The sequence below is a fragment of the Corynebacterium sp. c24Ua_83 genome (genome assembly GCF_039907245.1).
In the GTDB taxonomy this organism is placed as follows: domain Bacteria; phylum Actinomycetota; class Actinomycetes; order Mycobacteriales; family Mycobacteriaceae; genus Corynebacterium.
On the sequence record NZ_JASBOI010000017.1, the window covers coordinates 19,791 to 44,259 of the forward strand.

Here is a 24,469-nt window from a genome sequence, read left to right on the forward strand (position 1 = left end):
AAACATTCAAGGCCAGAGAAAACAAGCAGAGGCAGAACCGTTGCTGAGCCCGTTCGACGACCGGGGCGAAACCGAGCCCCGGGAGGAATGTGGCGTATTCGGGGTATGGGCCCCGGGGGAGGACGTCTCTAAGCTCACGTATTACGGCCTGTACGCGCTGCAGCACCGTGGCCAGGAGGCCGCGGGTATCGCGGTGGGCGATGGCGACCAGATCGTCGTTTTCAAGGATCTGGGTCTGGTCAGCCAGGTGTTTGACGAGCAGTCGCTCGAGGCCCTCAAGGGCCACATCGGCATGGGACACAACCGCTACACCACTGCTGGTGGTAATAGCTGGGAGAACGCGCAGCCCATGTTCCGCATGGCTCCCGATGGAACCGACGTGGCTCTGGGCCACAACGGCAATCTGGTGAATCACCGCGAGCTCACCCAGGAGGCCGCCCGGTTGGGGCTGGTGGATCCGAAGGACAACCCCTCTGATTCGCTGGTCATGTGCGCCCTGCTGGCCGCCGACACCCGCGAGGGGCACAGCGTGGAGGAAGCAGCAATGGAGCTGTTCCCCAAGGTCAAGGGCGCCTTCTGCGTGCTGTTTACCGATGGTGACGCACTGTACGCCGTTCGAGACCCGCAGGGCGTGCGCCCTCTGTCCATCGGCCAGTTGGCCAGCGGCGGCTGGGTCGTTGCTTCCGAAACCGCGGCGCTGGACATCGTGGGCGCGCGTTTCGTCCGCGATGTCGAGCCGGGCGAGCTGGTGGCCATCGACGGCGACGGCGTGCGTTCCCGCCGCTTTGCGGAGACGAAGCACAAGGGCTGCGTGTTCGAGTACGTCTACCTGGCTCGCCCGGATTCCGTCATCCGCGGCCGGTCGGTGAACGGCACCCGCCTGGAGATCGGCCGCAAGCTGGCCGAGGAGGCTCCGGCGGAGGGCGACCTGGTGATTCCCGTGCCGGAGTCCGGTACGCCCGCGGCGGTGGGTTACGCCCAGGCCTCGCACATTCCCTTTGGCCAGGGGTTGATGAAGAACGCCTACGTGGGGCGCACCTTCATCCAGCCCTCGCAGACCATCCGCCAACTGGGTATCCGCCTGAAGCTAAACCCCCTGCGTGAGGTCATCGAGGGCAAGCGCCTGGTCGTGGTGGACGATTCCATTGTCCGCGGAAACACCCAGCGCGCGCTGATTAAGATGCTGCGTGAGGCCGGGGCGAAGGAAGTGCACGTTCGCATTGCTTCGCCGCCCGTAAAGTGGCCGTGTTTCTACGGCATCGACTTCGCCTCGCCCACCGAGCTGATTGCGAATAATGTGGATCCTTCGGATCCGGTGGAGGGAATTCGCCGGGAGATCGACGCGGACTCCCTAGCATTCGTTTCTACCGAGGCGATGATTGAGGCGTCACAACAAAGCAGCGATGAGCTGTGCGCGGCGTGCTTCGACGGCGTGTTCCCGCTGGGCATGCCGAGCGACAACCCGAACACGGCATTGGTAGAAACGATGCTGAAGCAGCAGGCGAAGAATTAGGAAAGCAAGGACAAGCCATGAGTGAGCACCCCGATAACACCCCGAAGCAGGCAGAGGGCGCATCGTACGCTGCTGCCGGTGTAGACATTGAGGCCGGCGATCGCGCAGTAGAGCTTTTCGCACCGCTGGCTAAGAAGGCCACCCGCCCCGAGGTGCGCGGCGACCTCGGTGGCTTCGCCGGCCTGTTCGCGCTGGGGGATTATGAAAAGCCGCTGTTGGCTGCGTCCTCCGACGGCGTGGGCACCAAGCTGGCCGTGGCCCAGGCTATGGACAAGCACGATACGATCGGCCGCGACCTGGTGGCCATGTGTGTGGATGACCTGGTGGTCTGCGGTGCCGAGCCGCTGTTCCTGCAGGATTACATCGCCATCGGCAAGGTCGTGCCAGAGCACGTTGCCAGCATCGTCTCCGGCATCGCCGCGGGCTGTGAGGAAGCCGGCTGTGCGCTGCTGGGCGGCGAGACCGCCGAGCACCCCGGCGTGATGGAGCCGCACGAGTACGATGTCTCCGCCACCTCCGTCGGCGTGGTTGAAGAGGCCAACCTGCTGGGGCCGGATCGCGTGCGCCCGGGTGACGTGGTGATCGCCATGGCCTCCTCTGGCCTGCACTCCAACGGTTACTCCCTGGCGCGCCACGTGTTGCTGGATACCAAGCAGCTGCCGCTGGACGGGCACGTCGAATCCCTCGGCCGCACGCTGGGGGAGGAGCTGCTGGAGCCCACCCGCATCTACGCCCTCGATTGTCTGAAGCTGGCCAGCGAGTGTGACGTTCACACCTTCGCCCACATCACCGGCGGTGGTCTGGCCGCCAACCTGGGGCGCGTGATCCCGGACGGCCTGGTCGCGGAGTTGGAGCGTTCCTCCTGGACCCCTGGCCCGATCTTCCGCCTGATCCAGGAGGAAGGCCAGGTCTCGCAGGAGGAGATGGAGAAGACCTTCAACATGGGCGTGGGCATGGTCGCCGTAGTGGCGGAAGATGATGCCGAGCGCGCACTGGCGATGCTGACCGCCCGCCACATCGATGCCTGGCGCCTGGGCGAGGTTCGCCCGGCACAGGACGGCCAGTCCGGCGCGATCCTGGATGGCGAGTACCGCAGCCCCGTGAACTAGATCTAAGTTGGCTGAACTGGGCCCCAACGGGGCTCAGGCCAAGAAAAACTCCCGCGCTGTGCTTTTCAAAAAGCACCAGCTGCGGGAGTTTTTAGTGAATAGGTTGGCTTTTACCGCGACCCGTTGGAGTATTTGTCCTCGTAGTCGTCGGCGTACTCGTCGCTGTAGTCGTCGTATTCTGCAGCGAAATCGCTGTAGTCATCCTCGTACTCGTCGTACTCGCTACCGCCGCGGGAACCGGAACCCCGGTTCTGCGACTGGCCAGAGAGTTCCCTCTGCAGCCTCTCCAGATCCATTTCCGGAGCATTGTACTTCAACTGACGAGCAACCTTGGCTTGCTTTGCCTTGGCACGGCCGCGACCCATGGCCTGACCCCCTTGCGGTGTCCTCGAGTGGCGCGGGAGTTCGGCCACCCTTTTCGTTTACAAGTTAAGTTTCTTCCTGCCCTACACCATAGCGGTTAGCAATCATTTTTTCCCAAAAGCCCCCTCCCACCGAAGGCGTAGGCGCGGGGGCTTCCACGCCGAATACCCCCTGTGACCTGCGCTGTTATTGCGCATCCAAGGGGGTCAAGCCAATGTGAGGGTTTTCTAATTTTTCCCGCGCAGCCGGTTGATCGCCGCTCGCCCCGGTCGGATCGAGTTGTCTCCCGCTGCATTCGCAAGGTCGCTGGGGTCGATCGATACGTCGATCCCATCGGCGAGTAGCGGGGGTACGTCGCCGTTTTCGGACGCCACCTTCTCCACCACATTCCGCTTCACCAAAGCCAGCGCGATCGGCCCGTAGTCGCAGTCGTGCACGCTGGATCCGACCCGGCCGATTCCGCGGCCACCCGCGGTGAGTTCGGCACCCACGCCGGGCAGTCGATTGGCGGATCCGTCCAGGTGTAGCATCACCAGCACTCGCGGGGATTTGCCCAGGTTATGCACTCGGGAAACCGTCTCCTGCCCCCGGTAGCAGCCCTTGTTCAGGTGTACGGCAGCCTCGGTGGGACCGGCGGAAACGTCGTCCAGCTGGGTGGCGCCGCTGATTCCCTTGCCGATGAAGGCGGGAACCTCGTGGGGGATGGCGCGCTCGTCGGTATCCACGCCCAGGATCGGCAGGCGTGCCTGCACGCGGAATGCGTCGTAGGCCATGCGCCCGGTGGGCTGGGCGACATGAGTCAGCTCATCCCAGGCGCGGGTTATCCTCTCGCGGGGAACCCACAGGTCGAGAGCCTGGAGCTCGCCGATAGTCCTGGTCCTCCACAGTTGCAGATCCACATCTTCCGGAACGTCGAAGTTCAGCTGAGTGGGCAGGGCGGCGGAGGATGTGGCGTCAACAGTAAAGAGCGAGGAATCCGCGGCGAGGTCCGTGCCGATCACCGTGAGCCGCGCCCACGGCAGGCGCTCGACGGAGACCTGCGACCAGAAGACCATCTTGCTCAGATAGTCCTCGAGCGCGTCGGCGTGGGTGGCTGGGGTGTCGAGGATCAGCGCGTCGTCGGTGGCGAGGATTCCGAAGAAGTGCTCGACGTGGCCTTTCACGTCGAGGATCAGGCCGAAGGTGGCCTGGCCGGGCTCGATGGCGTTGACCTTCTGGGAGATCAAGTTGTTGAGCCAATCGCGACGCTCCGCACCCGAGACGCGGATGGCCACGCGATCCCAAAAATCCACGAGGCCGGGCTTGCCGTCGTTTACGCGGGACTGCTCGGTGAGGGGGTTGCCGTAGTGCCAGGCAGTGGCGCTGCTCTGAGCTTCCGGTGCCTCTGAAACTTCGGCGGCCTCACTGCCAGACAGTGCGCTGGCGGCAGGTGCGTGGTCGACGATCGGGCTGTGAGTCAGATCAAACACACCACCCATCGTAGGACGGGGCGGGGCTGGCATGCCAATGGCGGCACTTTATGGGGCTTGTAAAACGTCCGAGAACAGTGCGGGAATAGAATGAGCAACATGAGCAATCAGGAAGCAAAGTTCGTGGTCGTTGACGTCCTGGGTGAGGACGGCGACGGCACAGGCGCTGGCACGGCAGCTGCCACCCAAGACCCGCAGGTTCGGGACGCGACCGTGCCGATGATCTACGCAGACGACCTAGCCGCCGTGCGCGGCGACGGGGTTTTCGAGACTTTCATGCTGCGCGGCGGCAACGTGCGCAACCGCGAGCGCCACGCCACCCGCTTCCTCAACAGCTCCGCGATGCTGGACCTGCCGGAGCCAGACCTGGAACGCTGGTTCCGCGCCACCGACATTGCCGTGGCCGACTTCGAGGAGAAGAACGGGCCGGGGCAGGAGGCCGCGCTGCGCTGGGTCTACTCGCGCGGACGGGAATCCACGGGGCAACCGACGGGCTGGGTCACGGTGGCGCCGGTCAGCGAGCACGTGCTGCACGACCGGGAGCACGGCGTGCGGGTGATGACGGCCGAGCGGGGCTTCCGCATCGACCTATCGGAACGTTCCCCGTGGGCGCTGATCGGCGCGAAGACGCTATCCTACGCAGCCAACATGGCCGCCCTGCGCAGCGCGAAGGCCCGCGGGGTGGACGACGTGATCTTCCTGTCTGACGAGGGGCTTGTGCTGGAGGGGCCGACCTCGACCGTGGTGGCCGTGGAGGTGAACCCGACGACGGGGGAGAAGAAGCTCGTCACCCCGCCGGCGCATGTGGGCATTTTGAAGGGCACCTCGCAGGCCGCGCTCTTTAAGCTGGCCGAGCAGCGCGGATGGGTCACCGAGGAACGGGTGTTGCGGCTAGAGGACCTCACAGCTGCCGCCGGCGTGTGGCTGGTCTCCTCCGTGCGTGTGCAGGCACGGGTGACAGAGTTGGACGGCATCCAGCTGCCCCGCCCGGAGGTTGCCGACGAGGTGGAAAAGATGGCCTGGGAGGCCGTTACCGGCTAGCCGACTGGCCCCCAACCGGTCAGCGACCTAGCCGACCACGCGGGACAGCTGCGCGGACTGCCAGGGAACCATCTCGCCGTCGATGAGGCGTTCGTCGACCCAGCCAAGGTCGTTGTTCGGCATCAGGCCGTAGAGGCGCTTGCCCGGCCCCAGGTTCGTCGGGCCGGTGGCTGTCGCCATCGTCGAGGCGCTTTCCAGTTGCCAGGCGCGCTCGTTCAGCGGGCTGCCGTACAGAATCTCCACCATGCCGTCAGAGTGGGTGAGGATCATCTCAATTTCATCGTCATCGTTGATGCGCAGGAAGCCGGACTCGCGGCGGCCGGGGGTCTCGGTTGGCTGCCCGTCCTCATCCATACGCCAGGTGCGGGAATCGTAGCTGATGCGATTCTCGCCATCGTGGGCGAAGACGACCTGCTGGCCGAAGGTGAACTCCTCCTCGCCGGGAGGCGCCGCCTGGCCCTGGCCACGCCATACGCCGATCAGCGGCAGCAGTGCCAGCAGACCGTCGTGCAGGTTGGGCCCCTTGCGTAGGTTGGCTGTGTCGTCGGGGATGGGCATGTCGCCGAATTCCGGGAGGTTCTTGTCGCTAGTGGACTTGGACTGCTCGGCGGCCAGGTTGACCGCTTCGTTAGCGTCTACCTTGAACTTCTTCTTTTCTTCTTCAGCCATGCCCTTAAGACTATAGGCTGGGGAGTTCTTCTTCACTCAAGGGTCGGGATCGCGGAGCCAGATCGGACAGGCTGATCTTCGTGTACACCTGCGAGGCTTCGACGAACACCGAGCCGCCGGAGACGAAGATCCGCTCCGGATCGCCCCGCATGGGTAGTTCCTTGCCCGGGATGCTCAAGCTAAAGGCGTCATTAACCCGCTTTTCGATGTCCGGATCGAGTGTGGCTTCGTCGGTGACGTTCTTGGCCTTGATGTCCAGCCCGTCGGGGACGGAGAGGATCTTGGTCGGGGTGATCACCATGGTGCCCGCGACGATGCGAAGCTTGACCTCGACCTTCGCGGGTTTGGCGAAGCCCTTTGGCTTGCCCTCGAAGATGGCCTCGGTCTCCCAGCCGCCGCGGGGCGAGATGTCGTCGAGGTTCTGGATCTGCAGGGCCTCGATGTCCATGCGGTTGCCCAGCAGCACGCCGTCCAGCTGCAGGCGGGTAAAGACCTTGCGCGCCGGGGCGTTTTCGATGGTGCCGTTGAAAACATCGTCCGCGGAGACAGTTATGTACTGCGCCGAGGTTTGTACGCTCATCAGGCCGAAGCCCGGCACATCCACGTCGTTGGCGACGACGGTGACCGCCTGGAGTTCGTGGCTAAGCGCGGCGCCGGTGTAGGGGAAGCCCGCCACCTGCACCTTTGGCGGGTTGGCTAGGTTCGAATCGGCATATAGCGCCTCGGAGATCTTGTGTTCGGCACGCGCGGCGATCACGTTATCGGCGATCAGCGCCACGAGCAGCACCAGCACGAGGGCGAGTGCGCCGCGGACTGCGATCTTCTTCACCTGGCCGACGCCCCCTTCTCGAGTCTCCTTGTCGCTCCCTACAGGTTACTAGGTGCCCTTGTTCCTTCTTTATGACGCCACGCCTCCGCCGCCGCAATCTCAGTGAAGCGTTAAGAAACCGTCGAAATCTACCCCAAAAATGCCGAAAGTGAGGGACAATTGGGGGCATGGCTATTACCTACGACACATTTGAAGACCTGTGGGAGCACTCTCAGGTGTTGGAGGGGGTTCACGAGGTGCTGGGCGAAGTCGCCGAGGCAGATGGGGTGCCTGCGATCAGTGAGGCTTTCCTGCGCGGCATTGACGAGAACCACGGCCACAAGCACGTGGTGGCGAGGAATAGCGATCGCGTGGTGGGTGTGCTGGCGATCGACCCGGACCGCGTGATCGAGTTGGCCGTTGCCCCGGAGGTTCGCCACAGTGGGGTGGGGATTGCCCTGTTTGAAGCTCTGCGCGACCAGCTGGGCGTGAGCGGTGCGATTGACGTCTGGGCGCACGGGGATTCCGCCGGCGCCCAGCGCTTTGTCGAGTCGCTGGATGCCCGCCGAACCCGTGAACTGTTGAAGATGTCACTGGACTGCGCGCCGGCGACGAAGGCGGCCAGGGCCATTGATGCGGGCGGCGCAGATGCCGAGAAGCGCTGCGAGGAGCAGGATATTGAGGTTCTGACGTACGCCGAGTCCGTGGCGCGCTTTGATGCAGATTCCGTGGATGCCGAGTGGGTGCGCGTCAATAATGAGGCCTTCGCATGGCACCCCGAGCAAGGCGGCTGGGACGTAGACCACCTGCGTTCTGCCCGGGACACTGATTGGTTCGATCCGGATGCGGTCCTGATGCTGTGGGTGCGGGATGAAAACTCCGCTGCCGAGCGGGTGGGCATTCCCTGTGCGGCCGATGGGGGCGAGGGGAACGACGATGTGTTCCGCCTGGTGGGCTTCCACTGGACGAAGATCCCGCTGGAAGAGAAGGAAAAGGATGCCGGCGAGCGAGCAGGGGAGGTGTACGTCGTGTGCCTCGCTGACGATGCTCGCGGTAGGGGACTGGGGCAGGCGATCACGCAGCTGGGTATGAAGTTGCTCCTGGATAATGGTTGCGGTCGCATTGAGTTGTATGTGGAGGGAGACAACGCGCCTGCGGTTTCTACGTATAAACGACTCGGCTTCGAGGTTGTGCACACCGATGTGGTTTACCGCGGCCGTCTCTGAGCAGTGAGCCTAGAGAGTCCCCTGGATAATGCCGTAAAAAGTGTCGTAAATAGTTTCGTGAATAGCTTTAGGCGTGAAGACAGCGAGGTAGTCCGCGGCTGAGAACCTTAAAGGTCCACTAGCGGAGTATGAGAAAACCTATAGTCGCTAGTTGTGCGCCGCCGAGAGTGAAGTGGGTTCTGTGTCGAGGCGGGTTAACTTTGGGTTAAATGAAGGCACGTTTCGCCACATGGGGGGTAGTGCTTAGGTGTGGTCTTGGGGGTGTATTTGCAATGCTTTCTGAACCGAGAAAGATAGCTGTGCTGCATAAATGCTGTTGTTCACCTGCTGTTCACTTACAGCACTCTTTAAATCCATAAGCGCCGATTAACTTTCTTGGTGACGCAAGAGTGGCTCCTACAACTGCGGGCTTCTCCTGTAAGACACTTTTCTGTACTTCTGACAATATTTCGGAGGAAAACCTCGTGAAGTTCACCATGAAGCGCGCCAGCGCTGCAGCTGCAACCCTGTTTGCTGGTTCCCTGATCCTGACCGGCTGCTCCAACGCTGACAACAACGAAGGCGGCAGCAGCGAAGGCTCTCGCGAGATGGAGGAGGCCACCGGCGAACTGCGCGGCGAAGGCGCTTCCTCTCAGGACAACGCAATCCAGAACATCTTCGGCCCGGCCTTCTCCAGCACCGGCGCTACCCTGGCTTACAACGCTTCTGGTTCCGGTGACGGCCAGAAGAAGTTCATCGCTGGCCAGGCTGACTTCGCTGGTTCCGACTCCCCGCTGAAGGACGACCAGATCGCAGACGCTAAGAAGCGCTGCGACGGCAACGACGCATGGCACCTGCCGATGGTTATCGGCCCGGTTGCAATTGCTTACCACCTGGAGGGCGTGGACGAGCTGAACCTGTCCACCAAGACCGTTGCCAAGATCTTCAAGGGCGAGATCAAGAAGTGGGACGACGAGGCTATCAAGGCTGAGAACGAGGGCGTTGATCTGCCGTCCGACCCGATCGAGGTTGTGTACCGCTCTGACGAGTCCGGTACCTCCGACAACTTCCAGAAGTTCCTGGCTGCCTCCAGCGGTGAGTGGGACTCCGAGGGCAAGAGCTTCCCGACCGAGGTCGGCACCGGTGCTCCGAAGTCCAAGGGTGTTGCTGACCAGGTTGCAGCTACCAACGGCGCAATCACCTACGTTGAGTCCGGCTTCGCTGAGGAGCTCGACGAGGTCAACATTGCCAAGATCGACTTCGGCTCCGGCCCGGTTGAGCTGAACAAGGACAACGTTAACAAGGCTCTGGCCGAGGCTGAGTTCTCCGGCGAGGGTAACGACCTGGTCGTCGACGCTGACAAGCTGTACGCCATGAACGGCGAGGACGAGTACCCGCTGGTTCTGACCACCTACGAGATCGTCTGCTCCGCTGGCTACGACGACAACACCTCGAAGCTGGTTAAGAACTTCCTGAACACCATCCTGGATAACCAGAACGATGATCTGGCTGACCAGGGTTACATCCCGGTGGACGGCGAGTTCAAGACCAAGCTGGAAGAAGCTGTCGACGCTCTGAAGTAGTATTCACAGCCGCCCAGGAAAAGAAGTAACCCCCGCTCGTTCTTCGATCGGGGGTTGCGGTCTGAATGCGGTAACTACAGTGACGCGAAACACTTTTCAATTTTATTCTGGTATTGAATAACGACCTTTTAAGGATCCCTCATGGCAAACGCCAATAAGGTTGAGGTCGCCACGTCCGCAAAGGCAGAGGGCGACGCCCCTCAGCCGCAGCAGGATCACCAGTTGGCGCAAGATAGCCAGCGCTCCGGCGGTGGCAGCGTTAAGCGCCCTGGCGATGTTGTTTTCGAAACGCTGGCAAAGACCTCCTCAATCCTGATCACCGTGATCATCGGTCTGATCGGCCTGTTCCTGATTCTGCAAGCAGTCCCCGCACTGAACCGCCTGCGCGATGGCATTTTCAGCTTCTTCACCTACGGTGAGCGCTGGAATACCGACTACACCAACAACGACGGCGGATGGATGCAGTTCGGTATCCCGAACCTGTTCTTCACCACCGTCCTGGTTTCGATCGTCGCCCTCCTGCTGGCCATGCCGGTTGCACTGGGCATTGCGATCTTCCTGTCCAACTACTGCCCGAAGCGTTTCATCAAGCCCCTGGGCTTCATGATCGACTTGCTGGCCGCGGTGCCCTCCATCGTGTTCGGTATTTGGGGCGCTTACGTCCTCGGCCCGGCGCTGGGTGGCTTCTTCGAGTGGCTGTCTGGCTGGGCCGGCGGATTCTTCCTGTTCAACCACCAGCAGGGTAGCTCCCCGCCATTCTCCACCTCTCGAAACATCTTCACCGGTGGCGTCGTCTTGGCAATCATGATTCTGCCGGTCATCGCCGCCACCACCCGTGAGGTCTTCGTGCAGACCCCGAAGGGTCACGTCGAGGCCGCATTGGCTCTGGGCGCAACCCGCTGGGAAGTTGTCCGCATGACCGTGCTGCCCTTCGGCCTGTCCGGCTACATCTCCGGTGCAATGCTGGGCCTGGGCCGTGCGTTGGGTGAGACCATGGCGCTGTACATGGTCATCGCTAGTGCGCCGGGCTTCCGTGGCTCCTTGATGGATGGCGGTACGACCTTCGCAACGGCCATCGCCGCAGCCGCGCCGGAGTTCAACGACGAGCTGAAGGCGGGTGCCTACATCTCCGCCGGCCTCGTTCTGTTCCTGTTGACCTTCCTGGTTAACGCTGCCGCCCGCGCCGTTGTGGCGAAGAAGTAGGAGAAGAGAACAATGACAGATGCAGCAACTGTAGATAGGAAGAAGTCCTCTTCGTCCTCCGAGCTGTTTACCCAGATTTCCGGTAAGCGCAAGGCGGTCGACAAGTTCGCCACCGTCATCATCTACTTCGCCATGGCGCTGGCTCTGGTCCCACTGTTGTGGGTCTTGATCAAGGTTCTCAGTGAAGGCCTGCCTGCGATCCTTAACCCCGACTGGTGGGTTTACGACATGGTCGGCCAGCCGCGTAACAAGGCCGGTGGTGGTGCAGTCCACGCCATCATCGGTACCTTGATGCAGGTTCTGGTTACCTCCGCCCTCTCTATCCCGATCGGTGTGTTCACCGCTATCTACCTGGTGGAGTACTCCCGCGGCGGATTCCTCGGCCGCATCACGACCTTCATGGTCGACATTCTGACCGGTGTGCCGTCCATCGTCGCCGCCCTGTTCGTCTACGCAATGTGGATCACCATGTTCGGCTTCGAACGTTCCGGCTTCGCAGTGTCGCTTGCGCTGGTTCTGCTGATGGTTCCGATCATCGTGCGTAACGCGGAAGAGATGCTGCGCGTGGTTCCGATGGATCTGCGTGAGGCCTCCTACGCACTGGGTGTGCCGAAGTGGAAGACCATCGTGAAGATCGTCCTCCCCACCGCGCTGTCCGGCATCGTCACCGGCATCATGCTGGCCGTCGCCCGCGTAATGGGCGAGTCCGCGCCGGTGCTGATCCTGGTTGGCTCCACCACCAAGATCAACTGGAACCCGTTCGAAGGTGGCCAGCAGTCCCTGCCGCTGTACATGGTCGACCTGTACGGCGCGGGCAGTAACGAGTTCGTGCTGGAGCGCCTGTGGGGCTCCGCACTGACCCTGGTGCTGCTCGTGGCAATCCTGATGATTGGCGCCCGCCTGATCTCGAAGCGCTATTCGGTGAAGGTCTAAGGCTCACCCCAAGCTTTTGACCCCCACCGGGACCTAAACCCAAACAAAGCCTTTTCCTAGGAGAACAACACAATGGCTAAGCGCCTAGACCTCAACGACGTCAACATCTACTACGGCGACTTTCATGCCGTACAGGACGTCAACCTGCACATCCCGCCGAAGGCAGTGACCGCCTTCATCGGCCCGTCCGGCTGTGGTAAGTCCACCGTGCTGCGCACTTTGAACCGTATGCACGAGGTTATCCCCGGCGCCTACGTCAAGGGCGAGATCCTGCTCGACGGCGAAGACATTTACGGCCCGAAGATCGACCCGGTGGCTGTCCGTAACACCATCGGCATGGTCTTCCAGAAGGCAAACCCGTTCCCGACGATGTCCATCGAAGAGAATGTGGTTGCTGGCCTGAAGCTGTCCGGCGAGAAGAACAAGAAGAAGCTCCGCGAGGTTGCAGAGCGCGCACTGCGCGGCTCCAACCTGTGGGACGAAGTTAAGGACCGTTTGGACAAGCCGGGTGGCGGCCTGTCCGGTGGTCAGCAGCAGCGCCTCTGCATCGCCCGCGCCATCGCGGTCGAGCCGGAAGTTCTGCTCATGGACGAGCCCTGCTCCGCACTGGACCCGATCTCGACCCTGGCCGTGGAGGACCTGATCCACGAGCTGAAGGAAGAGTTCACCATCGTCATCGTGACGCACAACATGCAGCAGGCAGCCCGTGTGTCCGACCAGACCGCCTTCTACTCCCTGGAAGCAACCGGCAAGCCCGGCCAGCTGGTCGAGGTTGGCCCGACCAAGCAGATCTTCGAAAACCCGACGAAGAAGGAGACCGAGGACTACATCTCCGGTCGCTTCGGATAAAACGCCTACCTGCCCGTCAAGCAGGTACAGGATCTTAGAAAAAGTGTCTTCGGCAGGCTCCCGCTGAGCTTGCCACCCACTAGCGGGGTTCCGGTTAGCGCCGGAACCCCGCTTTTGGCGTCAATAATAAAAATAAACGGCATACTGGAAGACAGTAACGGGCACCGCAAAGAAGAAAGGAGCCACATGTCTAGCCAAGAGACTCCGGCAACTATCCACGTCGTCGTGATGGGTGTCAGCGGCAGCGGCAAGACCACCCTGGCGCGCGCCTTTGCCGAGAAGACCGGCTGGCAGCTGCAGGAAGCCGACGATCTGCACCCCGAGGGGGCGCTGGAGATCCTGCAGGACGGCAAGCTCCCGCCGGAGGCCGGGCGCCGCAAGTGGCTAGGGATCGTACGCGACTGGATTGCGGACGAGGCCGCCCAGGGCAACAACACCGTCACCGCCTGCACCGCGCTGCGCATCGACCACCGCGAGATCCTGAACGATGTGGGCGAGAACGCGACCGTGTTCTACGTGCACCTGTACGGCACCGAGGATGTGCTCGCGGAGCGCATGAAGAGCCGCGTGGGAGAAGCCGACATGCCGCGTGAGTTGCTGACCGCGCAGCTGGAGGATCTGCAGCGCCTCACGCCGGGGGAGAAGGGCATCCAGCTGGACGTTAGCCGCACCCCGGAGCAGCTGCTCGACGATGCGCTGAACGCCGCCATGTTCGCGAAGAAGGCGTACTCGCGCTAGGCAACCGCGGCCTGCGGTCGGCTGCATCCCGCAGGCGCCTGTGCCCTGCAGGCGGCTAGTAATCCAGGTTCGTGTCGTAGCGGTAGCGCATCTCGTCGAACTGCTCGCGGAAGTGCTGCTGCAGCTCCTCGTTTTCCTGCTTGCGGTAGTACTCATCCGGCGTGAGGCCGGTGATGATGAAGACAATGCGGTTGGCAATCTCCACCGCGTGATCCGAGTAGCGCTCGAAGTAGCGCGAGAGCAGCGTGACGTCCACGGCCTCGCGCACTGTGTGCGGCCATTCGCGCTGGGTGGTGAGCTGGAAGATGTGGCGGTGGATGTCATCGACCGCGTCGTCGTCTTCAACGAGCTCGAGGGCGGTGTTTACGTCGAGCTCGCGCAGCAGGGTCTGGATCTTCGCCGCCGAATTGTCGCACTGCCGAGCCATCTCTTCGATATAGGGGCGGACGGACTCGGGTACAGCATTTTCTGGGTGACGCCGCCGCGCCACCTTTGCCACATGCACCGCAAGCGCGCCCATGCGGGTGAAATCCTCGACAATATGCTGGCCGGCAACGACAATGCGCAAGTCCCGCGCCACGGGTGCTTCCAGCGCTAGCAGCTGGAAGGCATCCTTGACTGCGGTCTCACGCAGATCCTCGAGTGTATCTACGCTGCTTAGGACCTTCTCGGCAAGGTCCAGGTCGGTTTCTAGCAGAGAACGGGTAGCGGAATTGAGCGCAGTGCGCACGAAATCCGCCATCAGTGAAATGTCGTGCTTAAATTCCCGGAGTTGGTTTCGGTACACCCTACGCATGTGAAAAAACTATAGTCTCTGGAGCTCGGTGGCGCTGAGGTTTGGCCCCCGCGTATAGCCCCGAAACCTATAGGCCCGAAAACTATTAACCACCACTGTTTTCGATGTCGGCGCCGTCCGGGACAGTCTCGTCCTCCGGGTCGTCCAGCCAGCCCTCCGGCAGGGCCACCTTTGCGGGGGATCCCTGGCGGCCGCGGGCGCCGTCGGCGTCCTCCGCCAGGGCGGGGGAGTCCCATACGTCGGCAAGTGCAGACTTCAGCTCGTCCAGGCTGCTCACCCGGGACAGGCTGCGGCGCAGTTCCCCGCCGGCGGGGAAACCGCGTAGGTACCACGTCATGTGCTTGCGCAGGTCACGGCAGGCCTTCTGCTCGCCGTCGTGGGCGGCCAATAGTTCCGCGTGGCGCAGGATGATGCGCGCTACCTCGCCCAGGGTGGGTTCGCTGGGGATCGGCAGGCCGCGCAGCTCGGCGGAGAGCTCCGCGAAGAGCCACGGGCGGCCCAGGCAACCCCGGCCTACGACCACGCCGTCGCAGCCGGTCTGCTCCATCATGGCGCGGGCATCCGTGGCCTTAAAGATGTCGCCGTTGCCCAGCACGGGGATGCCCGTGTGGGCCAGGTGCTCCTTCAGGCGCGCGATCTCGTTCCAATCCGCGTGACCGGAGTAGCGCTGTGCTGCGGTACGGCCGTGCAAAGCCACAGCGGCCGCACCCTCTTCCACGGCGATGCGGCCGGCATCCAGGTGGGTGTGGTGCTGGTCGTCGATTCCCACGCGCATTTTCACGGTCACTGGAATGTCCGTGCCTTCCGTGGCCTTAACCGCGGCAGCCACGATGTTTCCAAAGAGCCTGCGCTTGTAGGGCAGGGCGGAGCCGCCGCCACGTCGGGTGACCTTGGGTACGGGGCAGCCGAAGTTCATGTCGATGTGATCGGCGAGGTTCTCGTCGACGATCATCTTGGCCGCCTTGTAGGTGTACTCCGGGTCGGTGGTGTACAGCTGCAGGCTGCGGGGATCCTCGTCTGGTGCGAAGGTCGTCATGTGCAGGGTTTTCGGATTGCGCTCGACCAGAGCGCGAGCCGTCACCATTTCGCAGACGTACAGCCCGGCGACGGAGCCCATGCGTTCGCGCTCCTGTTCGCGGCACAGGCTGCGGAAGGCCACGTTGGTTACGCCTGCCATCGGGGCGAGTACGACGGGGGAGTCGAGCTGCATCTTGCCGATCTGCAGCCCTTTGAACTGCTGGTTGGACTGTGGCGCTGCGTCGGGCGAACCAGCCGGGGTGGTTGAGTCCTGCGGGGTGGTGGAGGTGGGGGTTGCGGTCGATGTAGTCACGGCCACCATTGTCACACTGGGGAGGGACGAATACCAAAGGGCGTCAATAACCAAAGAGCGCCAATAAATGTTCAACAATTCGCATGAGGGGCGAGGGCGAGCCACGTCACGCTTATGTAGGCTGAGGAAAGGAGCGGAGAAACCGCTAAACAGCTATGGAGGAGGAACCGATGTCTGAGCGCATCGCCAACGAGTTCTACAGGTCCAAGGTCATGTCCGCCGACGAGGCGGCGCAGTTCATCAACCACGGCGACAAGATCGGCATGTCCGGCTTCACGGGAGCGGGCTACCCCAAGGCGCTGCCGACGGCCATTGCCGAGAAGGCTAAGGAACTGCACGGTCGCGGGGAAGACTTCCAGATCGACCTTTTCACCGGCGCCTCCACCGCACCTGACTGCGACGGCGTGCTGGCCGAGGCCGATGCTGTGCGCTACCGCACCCCCTACGCCTCCGACCCGGTGATGCGCAAGAAAATCAACGCTGGCGAAATTAAGTACCAGGACATCCACCTCTCCCACCTCGGCCAGCAGGTCGAGGAAGGCTTCTTTGGACAGCTGGACGTAGCCGTTGTAGAGGCCGTGCGTATCGACGAGGCGGGCAACATCATCCCGTCCTCGGCAGTGGGCAACAACGTGGAGTACCTCAACTCCGCCCGCAAGATCATTATCGAGGTCAACGAGTGGCAGTCCCTTGACCTGGAGGGCATGCACGACATCTACAAGATCCAGGACCTGCCGAACCGCACCCCGATCCCGATCAACCGCCCCGGCGACCGCATCGGCACGCCGTACATCCCGGTAGACCAGAACAAGGTCGTGGCCGTGGTGAAGACCAACGCCGAGGATCGCAACGCACCGTTCAAGCCGACCGACGAGATCTCCGAGAAGATCGCCGGGCACTTCCTGGACCTCCTCGAGGGAGAGGTTGAGGCCGGTCGCCTGACCTACGACGGCTACATCATGCAGTCCGGCGTGGGCAACGTGCCGAATGCCGTGATGGCGGGTCTGCTGGACTCCAAGTTCGAGAACATCCAGGCCTACACTGAGGTGATCCAGGACGGCATGCTGGACCTTATCGACAACGGCAAGATGACCGTCGCTTCCGCAACCTCCTTCGCGCTGTCCCCGGAGTACGCCAAGAAGATGAATGAAGAGGCGAAGCGCTACCGCGAGCACATCGTCCTGCGCCCGCAGCAGATCTCCAACCACCCGGAGGTCATCCGCCGCACGGGCCTCATCGCCTCCAACGGCATGATCGGCTGTGACATCTACGGCAACGTGAACTCCACGAACGTGTCTGGTTCGCGCATCATGAACGGCATCGGTGGCTCCGGCGACTTCACGCGCAATGCCTTCCTGTCCACCTTCATCTCCCCGTCCACGGCCAAGGATGGCGCCATTTCCGCCATCGTGCCCTTCGCCTCCCACGTCGACCACACGGAGCACGACGTGATGGTCATCATCACGGAGTACGGCTACGCGGATCTGCGCGGCCTGGCACCGCGCGATCGCGTGCCGAAGATCATCTCCGTTGCGCACCCGGACTACCGTCCACTGCTGGAGGAGTACTACGAGCGCGCCTGCGCCGAGGGCAACCACCTGCAGACCCCGCACGACCTGAAGACCGCCTTCAGCTTCCACCTCAACCTGGCGGAGAAGGGATCCATGAAGGGCTAGCGCTGGTGCTAGTCTCCGGCTCCGGCACAGCGCCGGCGCTGTGCTAGGGGGCAATTTTCTGCTTCAAAGAAACGTTAGATAGAATGCTCCCGTTGGGCCTTTAGCTCAGTTGGTAGAGCTACGGACTTTTAATCCGCAGGTCGCGGGTTCGAGCCCCGCAGGGCCCACGTTCGCGATTACCCCGTCGGGGCGCTTCCATGGAGATCATGGTCGCGCCGCGGCGGGGTTTTGCGTTGCCTGCGGCTGTCTATTTCTCCACTTCACCGGGCGATTTGTTCTGGCGCTCGCACCTGGTTTAAACTGTTCAAGCTGCTAAGGAAAGCTAGAGTTTCTTGCTGGCTTACTTTGTAGAGCTCCCATCGTCTAGAGGCCTAGGACCCCGCCCTTTCACGGCGGTAACACGGGTTCGAATCCCGTTGGGAGTACGGCCCTGTGGCGCAGTTGGTTAGCGCGCCGCCCTGTCACGGCGGAGGTCGCGGGTTCAAGTCCCGTCAGGGTCGCCATAAAAGACCTCATGGAGAGCCTTTCCGGTGCTTTTCGCGCCGGGGAGGTTCTTTTTCTTTTTGTCTTTCTTTGTGACGCCCCTAGCTTGCGTGTTGGACACTTCAACAGTGACGTGAAAGCCTGCCAGAAATGACGTTTGAACAGCTGATTTGCTTAAGAACTTTGACACTGTGTAGAGTCTATTCTCGTGCAACGGACGGCTTAGACAAGTTGTTGTCTGGTCGTTTTATTTAGTTGCGCAGGCAAGATTGGCCCTGTGGCGCAGTTGGTTAGCGCGCCGCCCTGTCACGGCGGAGGTCGCGGGTTCAAGTCCCGTCAGGGTCGCTTCGATGTTCGAATCGGAAGCGGTCGGGCAACGAAGGCCAGATAGCTCAGTTGGTAGAGCGTTCGCCTGAAAAGTGAAAGGTCGCCGGTTCGATCCCGGCTCTGGCCACATTCCACCCCGGTAGCGGAAAGCTACCGGGGTTTTGCCGTACGTACACTGGGGGCTAGAAGCTAGCACAGCTACTAGAGGATAAGAAGAGCAATAGGGAAGGGAGCCCCAGCAGTATGTCAGGCACCAAGAGCATCGTTCACGATCAAGAGCAGAGCCGCTTCGTCATCTACGTGGACGACCAGGAGGCAGGCTTCGCCGAGTACTCCCAGGAGGGCAACGTCCGCGACTTCAACCACACCGTGGTGGATCCAGCGTTCCGTGGCCAGGGGCTATCCAAGCCGCTGATTAGCGAGGCTCTGCTGGAGACCAAGGAGGCGGGGCTAAAGATTAAGGCCAGCTGCTCCGCTGTCGCGGCCTTCGTGGAGAAGAATCCGGACTTTAAGGAGCTGCTGGCCTAAGCTCTGGCTGCGCGCCTAGATGTTGTTCTGCATGTCGTCGACCCACTTCACGGCGTCGACGAGCGGGGTGTTCTGGTTGGGCTTGCGGGGGCGAATCTTCGCCGGGATGCCCGTCAGGATGGAGTTCGGGGGAGCGTCCTTGGTCACCACCGCGTTGGCGCCGATCGCGGAGCCCTCGCCGATGGTGATGGGGCCCAGCACCTTCGCGCCTGCGCCGATCATCACGCCGTTGCCGATGGTGGGGTGGCGCTTGCGCTGTACTAGTTCGGAGCCGCCGAGCGTCACACCGTGGTAGAGCATGACGTCATCGCCGATCTCCGCGGTCTCACCGATAACTACACCCATGCCATGGTCGATAAAGAATCGACGGCCAATGGTGGCGCCCGGGTGGATCTCAATGCCGGTGAACCCGCGGGTCGCTTGGCTAATGATGCGTGCGATGCCCCGGTGCCCGCGCTTCCACAGTGCGTGGGATACGCGGTGCGCCCAGATGGCGTGCAGGCCGGAGTACACAATGGCGTTTTCTACGTCTCCGCGCGCCGCTGGGTCGTGTTCGCGGGCATTGGCCAGGTCTTCGCGGATGCGTCCAAGAATGCTCAACGGTGTGGTCTTTCGGTTGGTTGGGTATCGGCTTTAAAGCTTTCGCAGCCACTATAACGAGAAGGCGCTGCCCCCTATTCCACCGCTGGGTGGAAAGGCGGTAGCGCCTACTTGCCTGCAGCCAGTAGCTACTGGACAGCCGCGGCCACTAGATTCACTAAATTGCGGCCGACTGCCAGAGCGGAATTAGTCGCGCAGGTCGTCGAACAGCAGGGTGGAGACGTAGCGCTCGCCGAAGTCGGGGACGATGACGACGATGGTCTTGCCCTCGTTCTCGTCCTTCTGAGCTTCCTGCACGGCTGCCCACACGGCTGCACCGGAGGAGATGCCGGAGAGGATGCCCTCAGAGACAGCCAGCTCGCGGGCGGTCTTGGTTGCGTTCTCCAGCGGAGCGTCAATTACGCGGTCCAGGATGTCCTTGTTCAGGTTCTCCGGGAAGAAGTTGGTGCCCAGGCCCTGGATCTTGTGCGGGCCGAAGCGGCCCTCGGTCAGCAGCGGGGAGTCCGCCGGCTCCACGCCGACGATCTCGATCTTGTCGTTCTTCTCCTTAAGGTACTTAGCCGCACCGGAGATGGTGCCGCCGGTGCCCACGCCGGCAACGAAGATGTCTACTTCACCGTCGGTGTCTTCCCAGATCTCCGGGCCGGTGGTGTTGTAGTGGATCTCCGGGTTTGCCGGGTTGGCGAACTGGCGGGCCAGGATGGCGTTGTCGGTGTTCTCGACGATCTCGTTGGCCTTGTCGACTGCGCCCTGCATGCCGGCGGAGCCCGGGGTAAGGACCAGCTCTGCGCCCAGAGCACGCAGCATGATGCGACGCTCGTTGGACATGGTCTCCGGCATGGTCAGGACTACCTTGTAGCCCTTAGCGGCGCCGACCATGGCCAGCGCGATACCGGTGTTTCCGGAGGTTGCCTCGACGATGGTGCCGCCCGGCTTCAGGGTGCCGTCCTTCTCGGCTGCCTCGATGATGGCCTTACCGATGCGGTCCTTCACGGAGTTGGCCGGGTTAAAGGCCTCCAGCTTCAGCAGGACGTTGGCCTTCAGGCCTTCGCCGTATGCGCCCAGCTTAACTAGCGGAGTTCCGCCGATGAGGTCGGTGATGTTGTTGTAAATCTTCGCCATTGGGGCGATCCTTTCGTTCTAGACTGATCGGTCTATACCGGGTAGTCTACACTGCTCGTTCGCTGGGCACCACTGTGATTCCTCGTTGCTTGCTTGACCACTGTGTTTAAGGGTGCCTAATGATTCTTATTGACGCCCCTACGCGCCCAAGCTTCGCCAGATTCTCAGGCACGGCAGCAGGGGATTTGGTTCAATGGCAAACATGACTACCGAAAACCAGAACTACGAAAACATCCAGGTGGCTGTCAACGGCGCCGTTGCGACCATCACCCTGAACCGCCCGAAGGCCCTCAACGCGCTGAACAGTGGCGTGCTCTCTGAAATTGTTCCGGCAGCGGAGTCGCTGGACGCGGATCCGCAGATCGGCGCCATCGTCATCACTGGCAGCGAAAAGGCATTCGCCGCCGGCGCGGACATCAAGGAAATGAAGGATGAGACCTACCCCGAGGTGGCAGAGAAGCGCCTGTTCGGCGACTGGGAGAAGCTGGCACAGCTGAAGACCCCGCTGATCACCGCCGTATCCGGCTTCGCCCTGGGCGGCGGCTGCGAGCTGGCGATGCTCGGCGACATTCTGCTGGCCAGCGAGAGCGCAAAGTTCGGCCAGCCGGAGATTACCCTGGGCATCATCCCGGGCATGGGTGGCACCCAGCGCCTGACCCGCGCAGTCGGCAAGTACAAGGCCATGGATCTGATCCTCACCGGTCGCATGATGGATGCCGAAGAAGCTGAGCGCAGCGGCCTGGTTTCCCGCGTGCTCCCGGCAGAGGGCTTCGCCGACGAGGTGCAGAAGGTAGCCGCCAAGGTGGCAAGCATGTCCCACGTCGCAACGGCTGCCGCCACCGAGATGGTGGACGAGGCCTACCGCTCCACCCTGGAAGAGGGCGTGGAGGCGGAGCGCCAGCAGTTCTGGCGACTCTTCGACACCGCGGATCAGAAGGAAGGCATGACGGCCTTCGTGGAGAAGCGCAAGCCGGAGTGGCAGCACCGCTAAACGCGCTGCCGGGCACCATTCCTGGCACAATTGCGGATATGTCGCATTCGAAGCAAGTCAACCGCACCATTGACCTGTCCATACATGACGTCTACGAGGTCGTCACCAGTGAGGCGTTCCTACTGACGGACGAAGGAATGGTGGAGCAAACGGAATCCCAGATCATCGAGGCCGAGCGGGAGGTTCTGCCCGATGGTCGGGTATGGGCGCGGGTTGGCGTGAGGGCGTCACAAAAAGAACTAGAAGATCTCTCCAAGGACGGCGAGGCGCCCATCGCATATCAAGAGACCTATGTTTCGCACCCGGATGAGACCGGTGCGTTCGAGGTGAAGGCCGAGATGGATCTGCCGCTGAAGATGGGGACGATGGATACCCACTTCGTCTACGCGCCTATCGCTGAAGGTAGCGGGGAGGTCGCCGCAGAGGGTGCGGCGGAGACTGCAGTGGAGGCGATTCTGACCGCAGACGTGTCGGTACCGCTGATCGCCGGAAGGCTGGAAAAGCATCTTTTGAAGGCTGCCGACAAGACGGTGGACAACAGTTTGGCGCGTATCAAAAACCTAGGTAGCGCTTAGCTTTTTCTGAGAAAACCCAGTCGATTAGCCCCGATAAGGTTGTGTGCGCTCCCGTCTCTTTTTGTAAAAGAAACATGGGGGCAGTTTTGGGGGTAGCAAGGGGGTGAACTATACTCCCTCTCACACGACGTCTTAGCCCTTCGGGGTGGGCGCCACAGGTCAAGTTTGAGGAGTGAACCAGGTGGACCAGCAGCGGCAACGCGATGACGACGACGTCATCATTTCTGCGCTGAATTCTCTAAAGAACGCGACCGGCATTCCGGTGACCATGTACGCCACGAGCTCGGCGGACGGAAAGCTGCGGATCTCCAAGTGGGTGGGCCTGCGCACCCCAGCACTGCACAACCTCGAGATCGCTCCGGGTGCGGGAGTTGGTGGCCGCGTGGTGACCACCCGCCGCCCAGTGGGAGTTTCTGATTACACCCGGGCAAAGGCCATCAGCCACGACTTCGATCGCCACATCCGCGATGAGGGCCTGCACTCCGTCGTCGCAGTTCCCGTGATTGTGAAGCGGGAAGTCAGGGGCGTTCTCTACGCTGGTGTTCACTCGCGGGCCCGCATGGGCGACAAGGTGCTTGAAGAAGTAACCATGACTGCTCGCTGCCTGGAACAAGATATTGCGGTTAATGAGGCGCTGCGCACTAATGACGCTGGGCGGGGTGCGGCCGCGGGGGCGTCCGCAAATAAGCAGGTGCGTTCGATGTCCGGTGCGGAATGGGAGCAGGTGCGCGCTACGCACAGCAAGCTGCGCATGCTCGCCAACCGTGTAGATGACGATGACCTGCGTCGCGACCTCGAAGTGCTGTGCGACCAGATGGTTTCCCCAGTGCGCGTGAAGCAGACCACCAAGCTTTCAGCGCGCGAGCTCGACGTACTGGCCTGCGTGGCGCTGGGCCACACGAACGTGGAGGCTGCAGCCGAGATGGGTATCGGTGCGGAGACTGTGAAGAGCTACCTACGCTCCGTGATGCGCAAGCTCGGTGCGCACACTCGTTACGAAGCGGTAAACGCCGCGCGACGCATCGGCGCATTGCCCTGATATCAATTTTGCGAGGCCCTTGAGTAGCTTCAGGCAGCTCTAAACAATCGCTCCGCTTTGCACGGGGCGATTTTTTTATAGGCTGGGTGGCGTGAAAGACAGCTTCGTAGTGACAGGTGGAACCAGACTGCAGGGCGCCATCAAGGTATCCGGCGCCAAGAACAGCGTGCTTAAGCTAATGTCGGCGGCGCTTTTAGCACCCGGAACCACCACGTTGACCAATTGCCCCGAAATCGCCGACGTGCCCTACATGGCAGAAGTTCTGCGTGGCCTGGGTTGTGAGGTGGAGCTCGATGGCGACGTCGTGCGCATCACGACCCCGGAGAGTATCGAGTACAACGCAGACTTTGAGGCCGTGCGTCAGTTCCGTGCCTCCGTTGCTGTGCTGGGGCCGCTAACCTCGCGATGCCACAAGGCGCGGGTTGCTCTTCCCGGTGGTGACGCCATCGGTTCCCGTCCCCTCGATATGCACCAATCCGGCCTAGAGCTGCTGGGTGCAACCACCAAGATCGAACACGGTTGTCTGGTCGCTGAAGCGGAGGAGCTCCATGGCGCACAGATCAAGCTGGACTTCCCCTCGGTGGGCGCAACAGAGAACATTCTGACTGCTGCGGTGCTGGCTGAGGGCACAACCACGCTGGACAATGCGGCGCGCGAGCCGGAGATCGTGGATCTGTGCGACATGCTGGTGGCGATGGGCGCGAAGATCAGCGGCGCTGGTTCCAACACCATCACCGTCGAGGGCGTGGAGCGACTCAACCCGGTGGACCACGAGGTTGTCGGCGACCGCATCGTCGCAGGTACCTGGGCATACGCTGCAGCTATGACGCGGGGAGACATCACGGTTGGCGGTATCGATCCGCAGCACCTGCACCTGGTTCTGGAGAAGCTAAAGCTCGCCGGGGCACAGGTGGAGACGTACCCGACCGGCTTTAGGGTGGTGCAGCACGAGCGCCCCAAGGCGGTGGACTACCAGACGCTTCCTTTCCCCGGATTCCCAACTGACCTGCAACCCATGGCGATTGCGCTGTGCACGGTGAGCGAGGGGATGAGCGTGATCACGGAAAACATCTTCGAGTCCCGCTTCCGGTTTGTCGATGAGATGATGCGCCTGGGTGCGGACGCCAGCATCGACGGCCACCACGTAGTTATCCGGGGTAGGGAACAGCTTTCCTCTGCGCCGGTGTGGAGCTCCGATATTCGTGCGGGCGCGGGCCTGGTGCTGGCCGGACTGGTGGCAGATGGGAAGACCGAAGTGCACGACGTCTACCACATCGACCGTGGCTACCCGGAGTTCCCGGAACAGCTGTGCTCACTGGGTGCAGAAGTGGAGCGGGTGCAGCGATAAAGGCTGAGCCGATTCAGCGCTTAAGGCTCAGTCCGTGCAGCGTTGAAAGCTGTATGCGGGTGCATGTGTCCTTTAGTCTGATTCCGCGCCCTGTAAAAAAGGCTCCTGGCCTGCGGGTTTGTGTTTGTTGTGGGGTGTGTGTACATTAATCCAAGTCAGCGCGACACAGCA

At 62.0% G+C, this 24,469-nt stretch carries 24 protein-coding genes and 5 tRNA genes; 20 read left to right on the forward strand and 9 right to left on the reverse strand.

Annotated elements, in window-relative coordinates; genetic code table 11:
- Window positions 1-40 precede the first annotated feature (40 nt).
- Both purF and purM read left to right on the forward strand, forming a co-directional pair.
- Complete coding sequence (gene purF / locus QKE30_RS09210; RefSeq protein WP_347934654.1) at window positions 41-1,513, forward strand: amidophosphoribosyltransferase; 1,473 nt, start codon at window positions 41-43, stop codon at window positions 1,511-1,513.
- Between the two features lie 17 nt (window positions 1,514-1,530).
- Window positions 1,531-2,622 carry a phosphoribosylformylglycinamidine cyclo-ligase gene (gene purM / locus QKE30_RS09215; protein ID WP_239202204.1) on the forward strand — a complete coding sequence of 364 codons (1,092 nt, stop codon included), beginning with the start codon at window positions 1,531-1,533 and terminating at the stop codon, window positions 2,620-2,622.
- A gap of 110 nt (window positions 2,623-2,732) precedes the next feature.
- On the opposite strand, the gene QKE30_RS09220 is transcribed toward purM, so the two are convergent.
- Complete coding sequence (locus QKE30_RS09220) at window positions 2,733-2,987, reverse strand: DUF3073 domain-containing protein (RefSeq protein ID WP_239202206.1); 255 nt, start codon at window positions 2,985-2,987, stop codon at window positions 2,733-2,735.
- 225 nt (window positions 2,988-3,212) lie between these two features.
- Complete coding sequence (locus tag QKE30_RS09225; protein ID WP_347934655.1) at window positions 3,213-4,463, reverse strand: folate-binding protein; 1,251 nt, start codon at window positions 4,461-4,463, stop codon at window positions 3,213-3,215.
- 81 nt (window positions 4,464-4,544) lie between these two features.
- Here QKE30_RS09225 and QKE30_RS09230 point away from each other — a divergent pair, with 81 nt between their 5' ends.
- Window positions 4,545-5,495: an aminodeoxychorismate lyase gene (locus QKE30_RS09230; protein ID WP_297667632.1), complete on the forward strand. Its 951-nt coding sequence runs from the start codon at window positions 4,545-4,547 to the stop codon at window positions 5,493-5,495.
- A gap of 27 nt (window positions 5,496-5,522) precedes the next feature.
- On the opposite strand, the gene QKE30_RS09235 is transcribed toward QKE30_RS09230, so the two are convergent.
- Together QKE30_RS09235 and QKE30_RS09240 are read right to left on the reverse strand one after the other, a co-directional pair.
- Complete coding sequence (locus tag QKE30_RS09235) at window positions 5,523-6,164, reverse strand: FABP family protein (RefSeq protein WP_239316412.1); 642 nt, start codon at window positions 6,162-6,164, stop codon at window positions 5,523-5,525.
- A 10-nt stretch (window positions 6,165-6,174) separates the two neighbouring features.
- Window positions 6,175-6,993 carry a DUF2993 domain-containing protein gene (locus QKE30_RS09240; protein WP_347934652.1) on the reverse strand — a complete coding sequence of 273 codons (819 nt, stop codon included), beginning with the start codon at window positions 6,991-6,993 and terminating at the stop codon, window positions 6,175-6,177.
- A gap of 167 nt (window positions 6,994-7,160) precedes the next feature.
- Here QKE30_RS09240 and mshD point away from each other — a divergent pair, with 167 nt between their 5' ends.
- From mshD to QKE30_RS09270, 6 genes are all read left to right on the forward strand, one after another.
- Window positions 7,161-8,198, forward strand: coding sequence for a mycothiol synthase (gene mshD, locus QKE30_RS09245; RefSeq protein ID WP_297667635.1), 1,038 nt, complete (start codon window positions 7,161-7,163; stop codon window positions 8,196-8,198).
- A gap of 476 nt (window positions 8,199-8,674) precedes the next feature.
- Window positions 8,675-9,760, forward strand: coding sequence for a phosphate ABC transporter substrate-binding protein PstS (gene pstS, locus QKE30_RS09250; RefSeq protein WP_035004942.1), 1,086 nt, complete (start codon window positions 8,675-8,677; stop codon window positions 9,758-9,760).
- Window positions 9,761-9,901: 141 nt separating this feature from the next.
- A complete protein-coding gene (gene pstC / locus QKE30_RS09255; protein WP_035004604.1) occupies window positions 9,902-10,963 on the forward strand; it encodes a phosphate ABC transporter permease subunit PstC in 1,062 nt (353 codons plus the stop codon).
- A 12-nt stretch (window positions 10,964-10,975) separates the two neighbouring features.
- The gene (pstA, locus tag QKE30_RS09260; RefSeq protein ID WP_035004602.1) at window positions 10,976-11,896 is read left to right on the forward strand and encodes a phosphate ABC transporter permease PstA; all 921 of its coding nucleotides are present in this window, start codon (window positions 10,976-10,978) and stop codon (window positions 11,894-11,896) included.
- Between the two features lie 72 nt (window positions 11,897-11,968).
- Entirely contained in the window at window positions 11,969-12,745 is a 777-nt protein-coding gene (pstB, locus tag QKE30_RS09265) for a phosphate ABC transporter ATP-binding protein PstB (RefSeq protein WP_347934653.1), read from the forward strand.
- A gap of 186 nt (window positions 12,746-12,931) precedes the next feature.
- The gene (locus QKE30_RS09270; RefSeq protein WP_035004598.1) at window positions 12,932-13,483 is read left to right on the forward strand and encodes an AAA family ATPase; all 552 of its coding nucleotides are present in this window, start codon (window positions 12,932-12,934) and stop codon (window positions 13,481-13,483) included.
- Between the two features lie 55 nt (window positions 13,484-13,538).
- Here QKE30_RS09270 and phoU read toward each other — a convergent pair whose 3' ends face one another.
- Together phoU and dusB are read right to left on the reverse strand one after the other, a co-directional pair.
- Entirely contained in the window at window positions 13,539-14,279 is a 741-nt protein-coding gene (phoU, locus tag QKE30_RS09275) for a phosphate signaling complex protein PhoU (protein WP_239202220.1), read from the reverse strand.
- Window positions 14,280-14,364: 85 nt separating this feature from the next.
- Window positions 14,365-15,489, reverse strand: a complete 1,125-nt coding sequence (gene dusB, locus QKE30_RS09280; protein WP_035004594.1) for a tRNA dihydrouridine synthase DusB — start codon at window positions 15,487-15,489, stop codon at window positions 14,365-14,367.
- Between the two features lie 290 nt (window positions 15,490-15,779).
- On the opposite strand from dusB, the gene QKE30_RS09285 reads away from it, so the two are divergent.
- The 4 genes from QKE30_RS09285 to QKE30_RS09300 all read left to right on the forward strand — a co-directional run bounded on the left by QKE30_RS09285 (window position 15,780) and on the right by QKE30_RS09300 (window position 17,788).
- Window positions 15,780-17,285: an acetyl-CoA hydrolase/transferase family protein gene (locus tag QKE30_RS09285; protein ID WP_239202222.1), complete on the forward strand. Its 1,506-nt coding sequence runs from the start codon at window positions 15,780-15,782 to the stop codon at window positions 17,283-17,285.
- Window positions 17,286-17,379: 94 nt separating this feature from the next.
- Window positions 17,380-17,452 (forward strand) — tRNA-Lys (locus QKE30_RS09290).
- A gap of 185 nt (window positions 17,453-17,637) precedes the next feature.
- Window positions 17,638-17,710: transfer RNA gene (locus QKE30_RS09295), tRNA-Glu, on the forward strand.
- 1 nt (window position 17,711) lies between these two features.
- A tRNA-Asp gene (locus QKE30_RS09300) sits at window positions 17,712-17,788 on the forward strand.
- Here QKE30_RS09300 and QKE30_RS09305 read toward each other — a convergent pair.
- Window positions 17,767-17,958 carry a hypothetical protein gene (locus tag QKE30_RS09305; protein ID WP_210383933.1) on the reverse strand — a complete coding sequence of 64 codons (192 nt, stop codon included), beginning with the start codon at window positions 17,956-17,958 and terminating at the stop codon, window positions 17,767-17,769. The genes QKE30_RS09300 and QKE30_RS09305 overlap by 22 nt on opposite strands.
- An 81-nt stretch (window positions 17,959-18,039) precedes the next feature.
- On the opposite strand from QKE30_RS09305, the gene QKE30_RS09310 reads away from it, so the two are divergent.
- The 3 genes from QKE30_RS09310 (at window position 18,040) to QKE30_RS09320 (ending at window position 18,623) form a co-directional block, all read left to right on the forward strand.
- Window positions 18,040-18,113 (forward strand) — tRNA-Asp (locus QKE30_RS09310).
- Between the two features lie 36 nt (window positions 18,114-18,149).
- Window positions 18,150-18,222 (forward strand) — tRNA-Phe (locus QKE30_RS09315).
- A 116-nt stretch (window positions 18,223-18,338) separates the two neighbouring features.
- Window positions 18,339-18,623 (forward strand): GNAT family N-acetyltransferase, encoded by a 285-nt coding sequence (locus QKE30_RS09320; RefSeq protein WP_049049879.1) that lies wholly within the window; start codon window positions 18,339-18,341, stop codon window positions 18,621-18,623.
- 15 nt (window positions 18,624-18,638) lie between these two features.
- Here the strand turns inward: QKE30_RS09320 and epsC are convergent, their stop codons facing one another.
- Entirely contained in the window at window positions 18,639-19,223 is a 585-nt protein-coding gene (gene epsC / locus QKE30_RS09325) for a serine O-acetyltransferase EpsC (protein ID WP_034986168.1), read from the reverse strand.
- 186 nt (window positions 19,224-19,409) lie between these two features.
- A complete protein-coding gene (cysK, locus tag QKE30_RS09330; protein ID WP_239202224.1) occupies window positions 19,410-20,345 on the reverse strand; it encodes a cysteine synthase A in 936 nt (311 codons plus the stop codon).
- Between the two features lie 202 nt (window positions 20,346-20,547).
- Here cysK and QKE30_RS09335 point away from each other — a divergent pair, with 202 nt between their 5' ends.
- The 4 genes from QKE30_RS09335 (at window position 20,548) to murA (ending at window position 24,298) form a co-directional block, all read left to right on the forward strand.
- Window positions 20,548-21,336 (forward strand): enoyl-CoA hydratase-related protein, encoded by a 789-nt coding sequence (locus QKE30_RS09335; RefSeq protein WP_239202226.1) that lies wholly within the window; start codon window positions 20,548-20,550, stop codon window positions 21,334-21,336.
- Window positions 21,321-21,911 carry a DUF2505 family protein gene (locus QKE30_RS09340; RefSeq protein WP_239202229.1) on the forward strand — a complete coding sequence of 197 codons (591 nt, stop codon included), beginning with the start codon at window positions 21,321-21,323 and terminating at the stop codon, window positions 21,909-21,911. The genes QKE30_RS09335 and QKE30_RS09340 overlap by 16 nt, the downstream gene beginning before the upstream one ends.
- 181 nt (window positions 21,912-22,092) lie before the next feature.
- Entirely contained in the window at window positions 22,093-22,950 is an 858-nt protein-coding gene (gene ramA / locus QKE30_RS09345) for an acetate metabolism transcriptional regulator RamA (RefSeq protein ID WP_011273089.1), read from the forward strand.
- 91 nt (window positions 22,951-23,041) lie between these two features.
- Window positions 23,042-24,298, forward strand: coding sequence for a UDP-N-acetylglucosamine 1-carboxyvinyltransferase (gene murA, locus QKE30_RS09350; protein ID WP_239202246.1), 1,257 nt, complete (start codon window positions 23,042-23,044; stop codon window positions 24,296-24,298).
- Window positions 24,299-24,469: the final 171 nt, after the last annotated feature.

Bases quoted from the DNA above. Each gene is read 5' to 3' on its own strand.
- QKE30_RS09220 (WP_239202206.1), bottom strand. From the start codon at position 2,987: ATGGGTCGCGGCCGTGCCAAGGCAAAGCAAGCCAAGGTTGCTCGTCAG.
- QKE30_RS09225 (WP_347934655.1), bottom strand. From the start codon at position 4,463: ATGGGTGGTGTGTTTGATCTGACTCACAGCCCGATCGTCGACCACGCA.
- QKE30_RS09270 (WP_035004598.1), top strand. From the start codon at position 12,932: ATGTCTAGCCAAGAGACTCCGGCAACTATCCACGTCGTCGTGATGGGT.
- QKE30_RS09335 (WP_239202226.1), top strand. From the start codon at position 20,548: ATGACTACCGAAAACCAGAACTACGAAAACATCCAGGTGGCTGTCAAC.
- pstB (WP_347934653.1), top strand. From the start codon at position 11,969: ATGGCTAAGCGCCTAGACCTCAACGACGTCAACATCTACTACGGCGAC.
- cysK (WP_239202224.1), bottom strand. From the start codon at position 20,345: ATGGCGAAGATTTACAACAACATCACCGACCTCATCGGCGGAACTCCG.
- pstA (WP_035004602.1), top strand. From the start codon at position 10,976: ATGACAGATGCAGCAACTGTAGATAGGAAGAAGTCCTCTTCGTCCTCC.
- QKE30_RS09320 (WP_049049879.1), top strand. From the start codon at position 18,339: ATGTCAGGCACCAAGAGCATCGTTCACGATCAAGAGCAGAGCCGCTTC.
- pstS (WP_035004942.1), top strand. From the start codon at position 8,675: ATGAAGCGCGCCAGCGCTGCAGCTGCAACCCTGTTTGCTGGTTCCCTG.
- phoU (WP_239202220.1), bottom strand. From the start codon at position 14,279: ATGCGTAGGGTGTACCGAAACCAACTCCGGGAATTTAAGCACGACATT.
- QKE30_RS09230 (WP_297667632.1), top strand. From the start codon at position 4,545: ATGAGCAACATGAGCAATCAGGAAGCAAAGTTCGTGGTCGTTGACGTC.
- QKE30_RS09235 (WP_239316412.1), bottom strand. From the start codon at position 6,164: ATGGCTGAAGAAGAAAAGAAGAAGTTCAAGGTAGACGCTAACGAAGCG.
- dusB (WP_035004594.1), bottom strand. From the start codon at position 15,489: ATGCAGCTCGACTCCCCCGTCGTACTCGCCCCGATGGCAGGCGTAACC.
- purM (WP_239202204.1), top strand. From the start codon at position 1,531: ATGAGTGAGCACCCCGATAACACCCCGAAGCAGGCAGAGGGCGCATCG.
- pstC (WP_035004604.1), top strand. From the start codon at position 9,902: ATGGCAAACGCCAATAAGGTTGAGGTCGCCACGTCCGCAAAGGCAGAG.
- QKE30_RS09285 (WP_239202222.1), top strand. From the start codon at position 15,780: ATGTCTGAGCGCATCGCCAACGAGTTCTACAGGTCCAAGGTCATGTCC.
- mshD (WP_297667635.1), top strand. From the start codon at position 7,161: ATGGCTATTACCTACGACACATTTGAAGACCTGTGGGAGCACTCTCAG.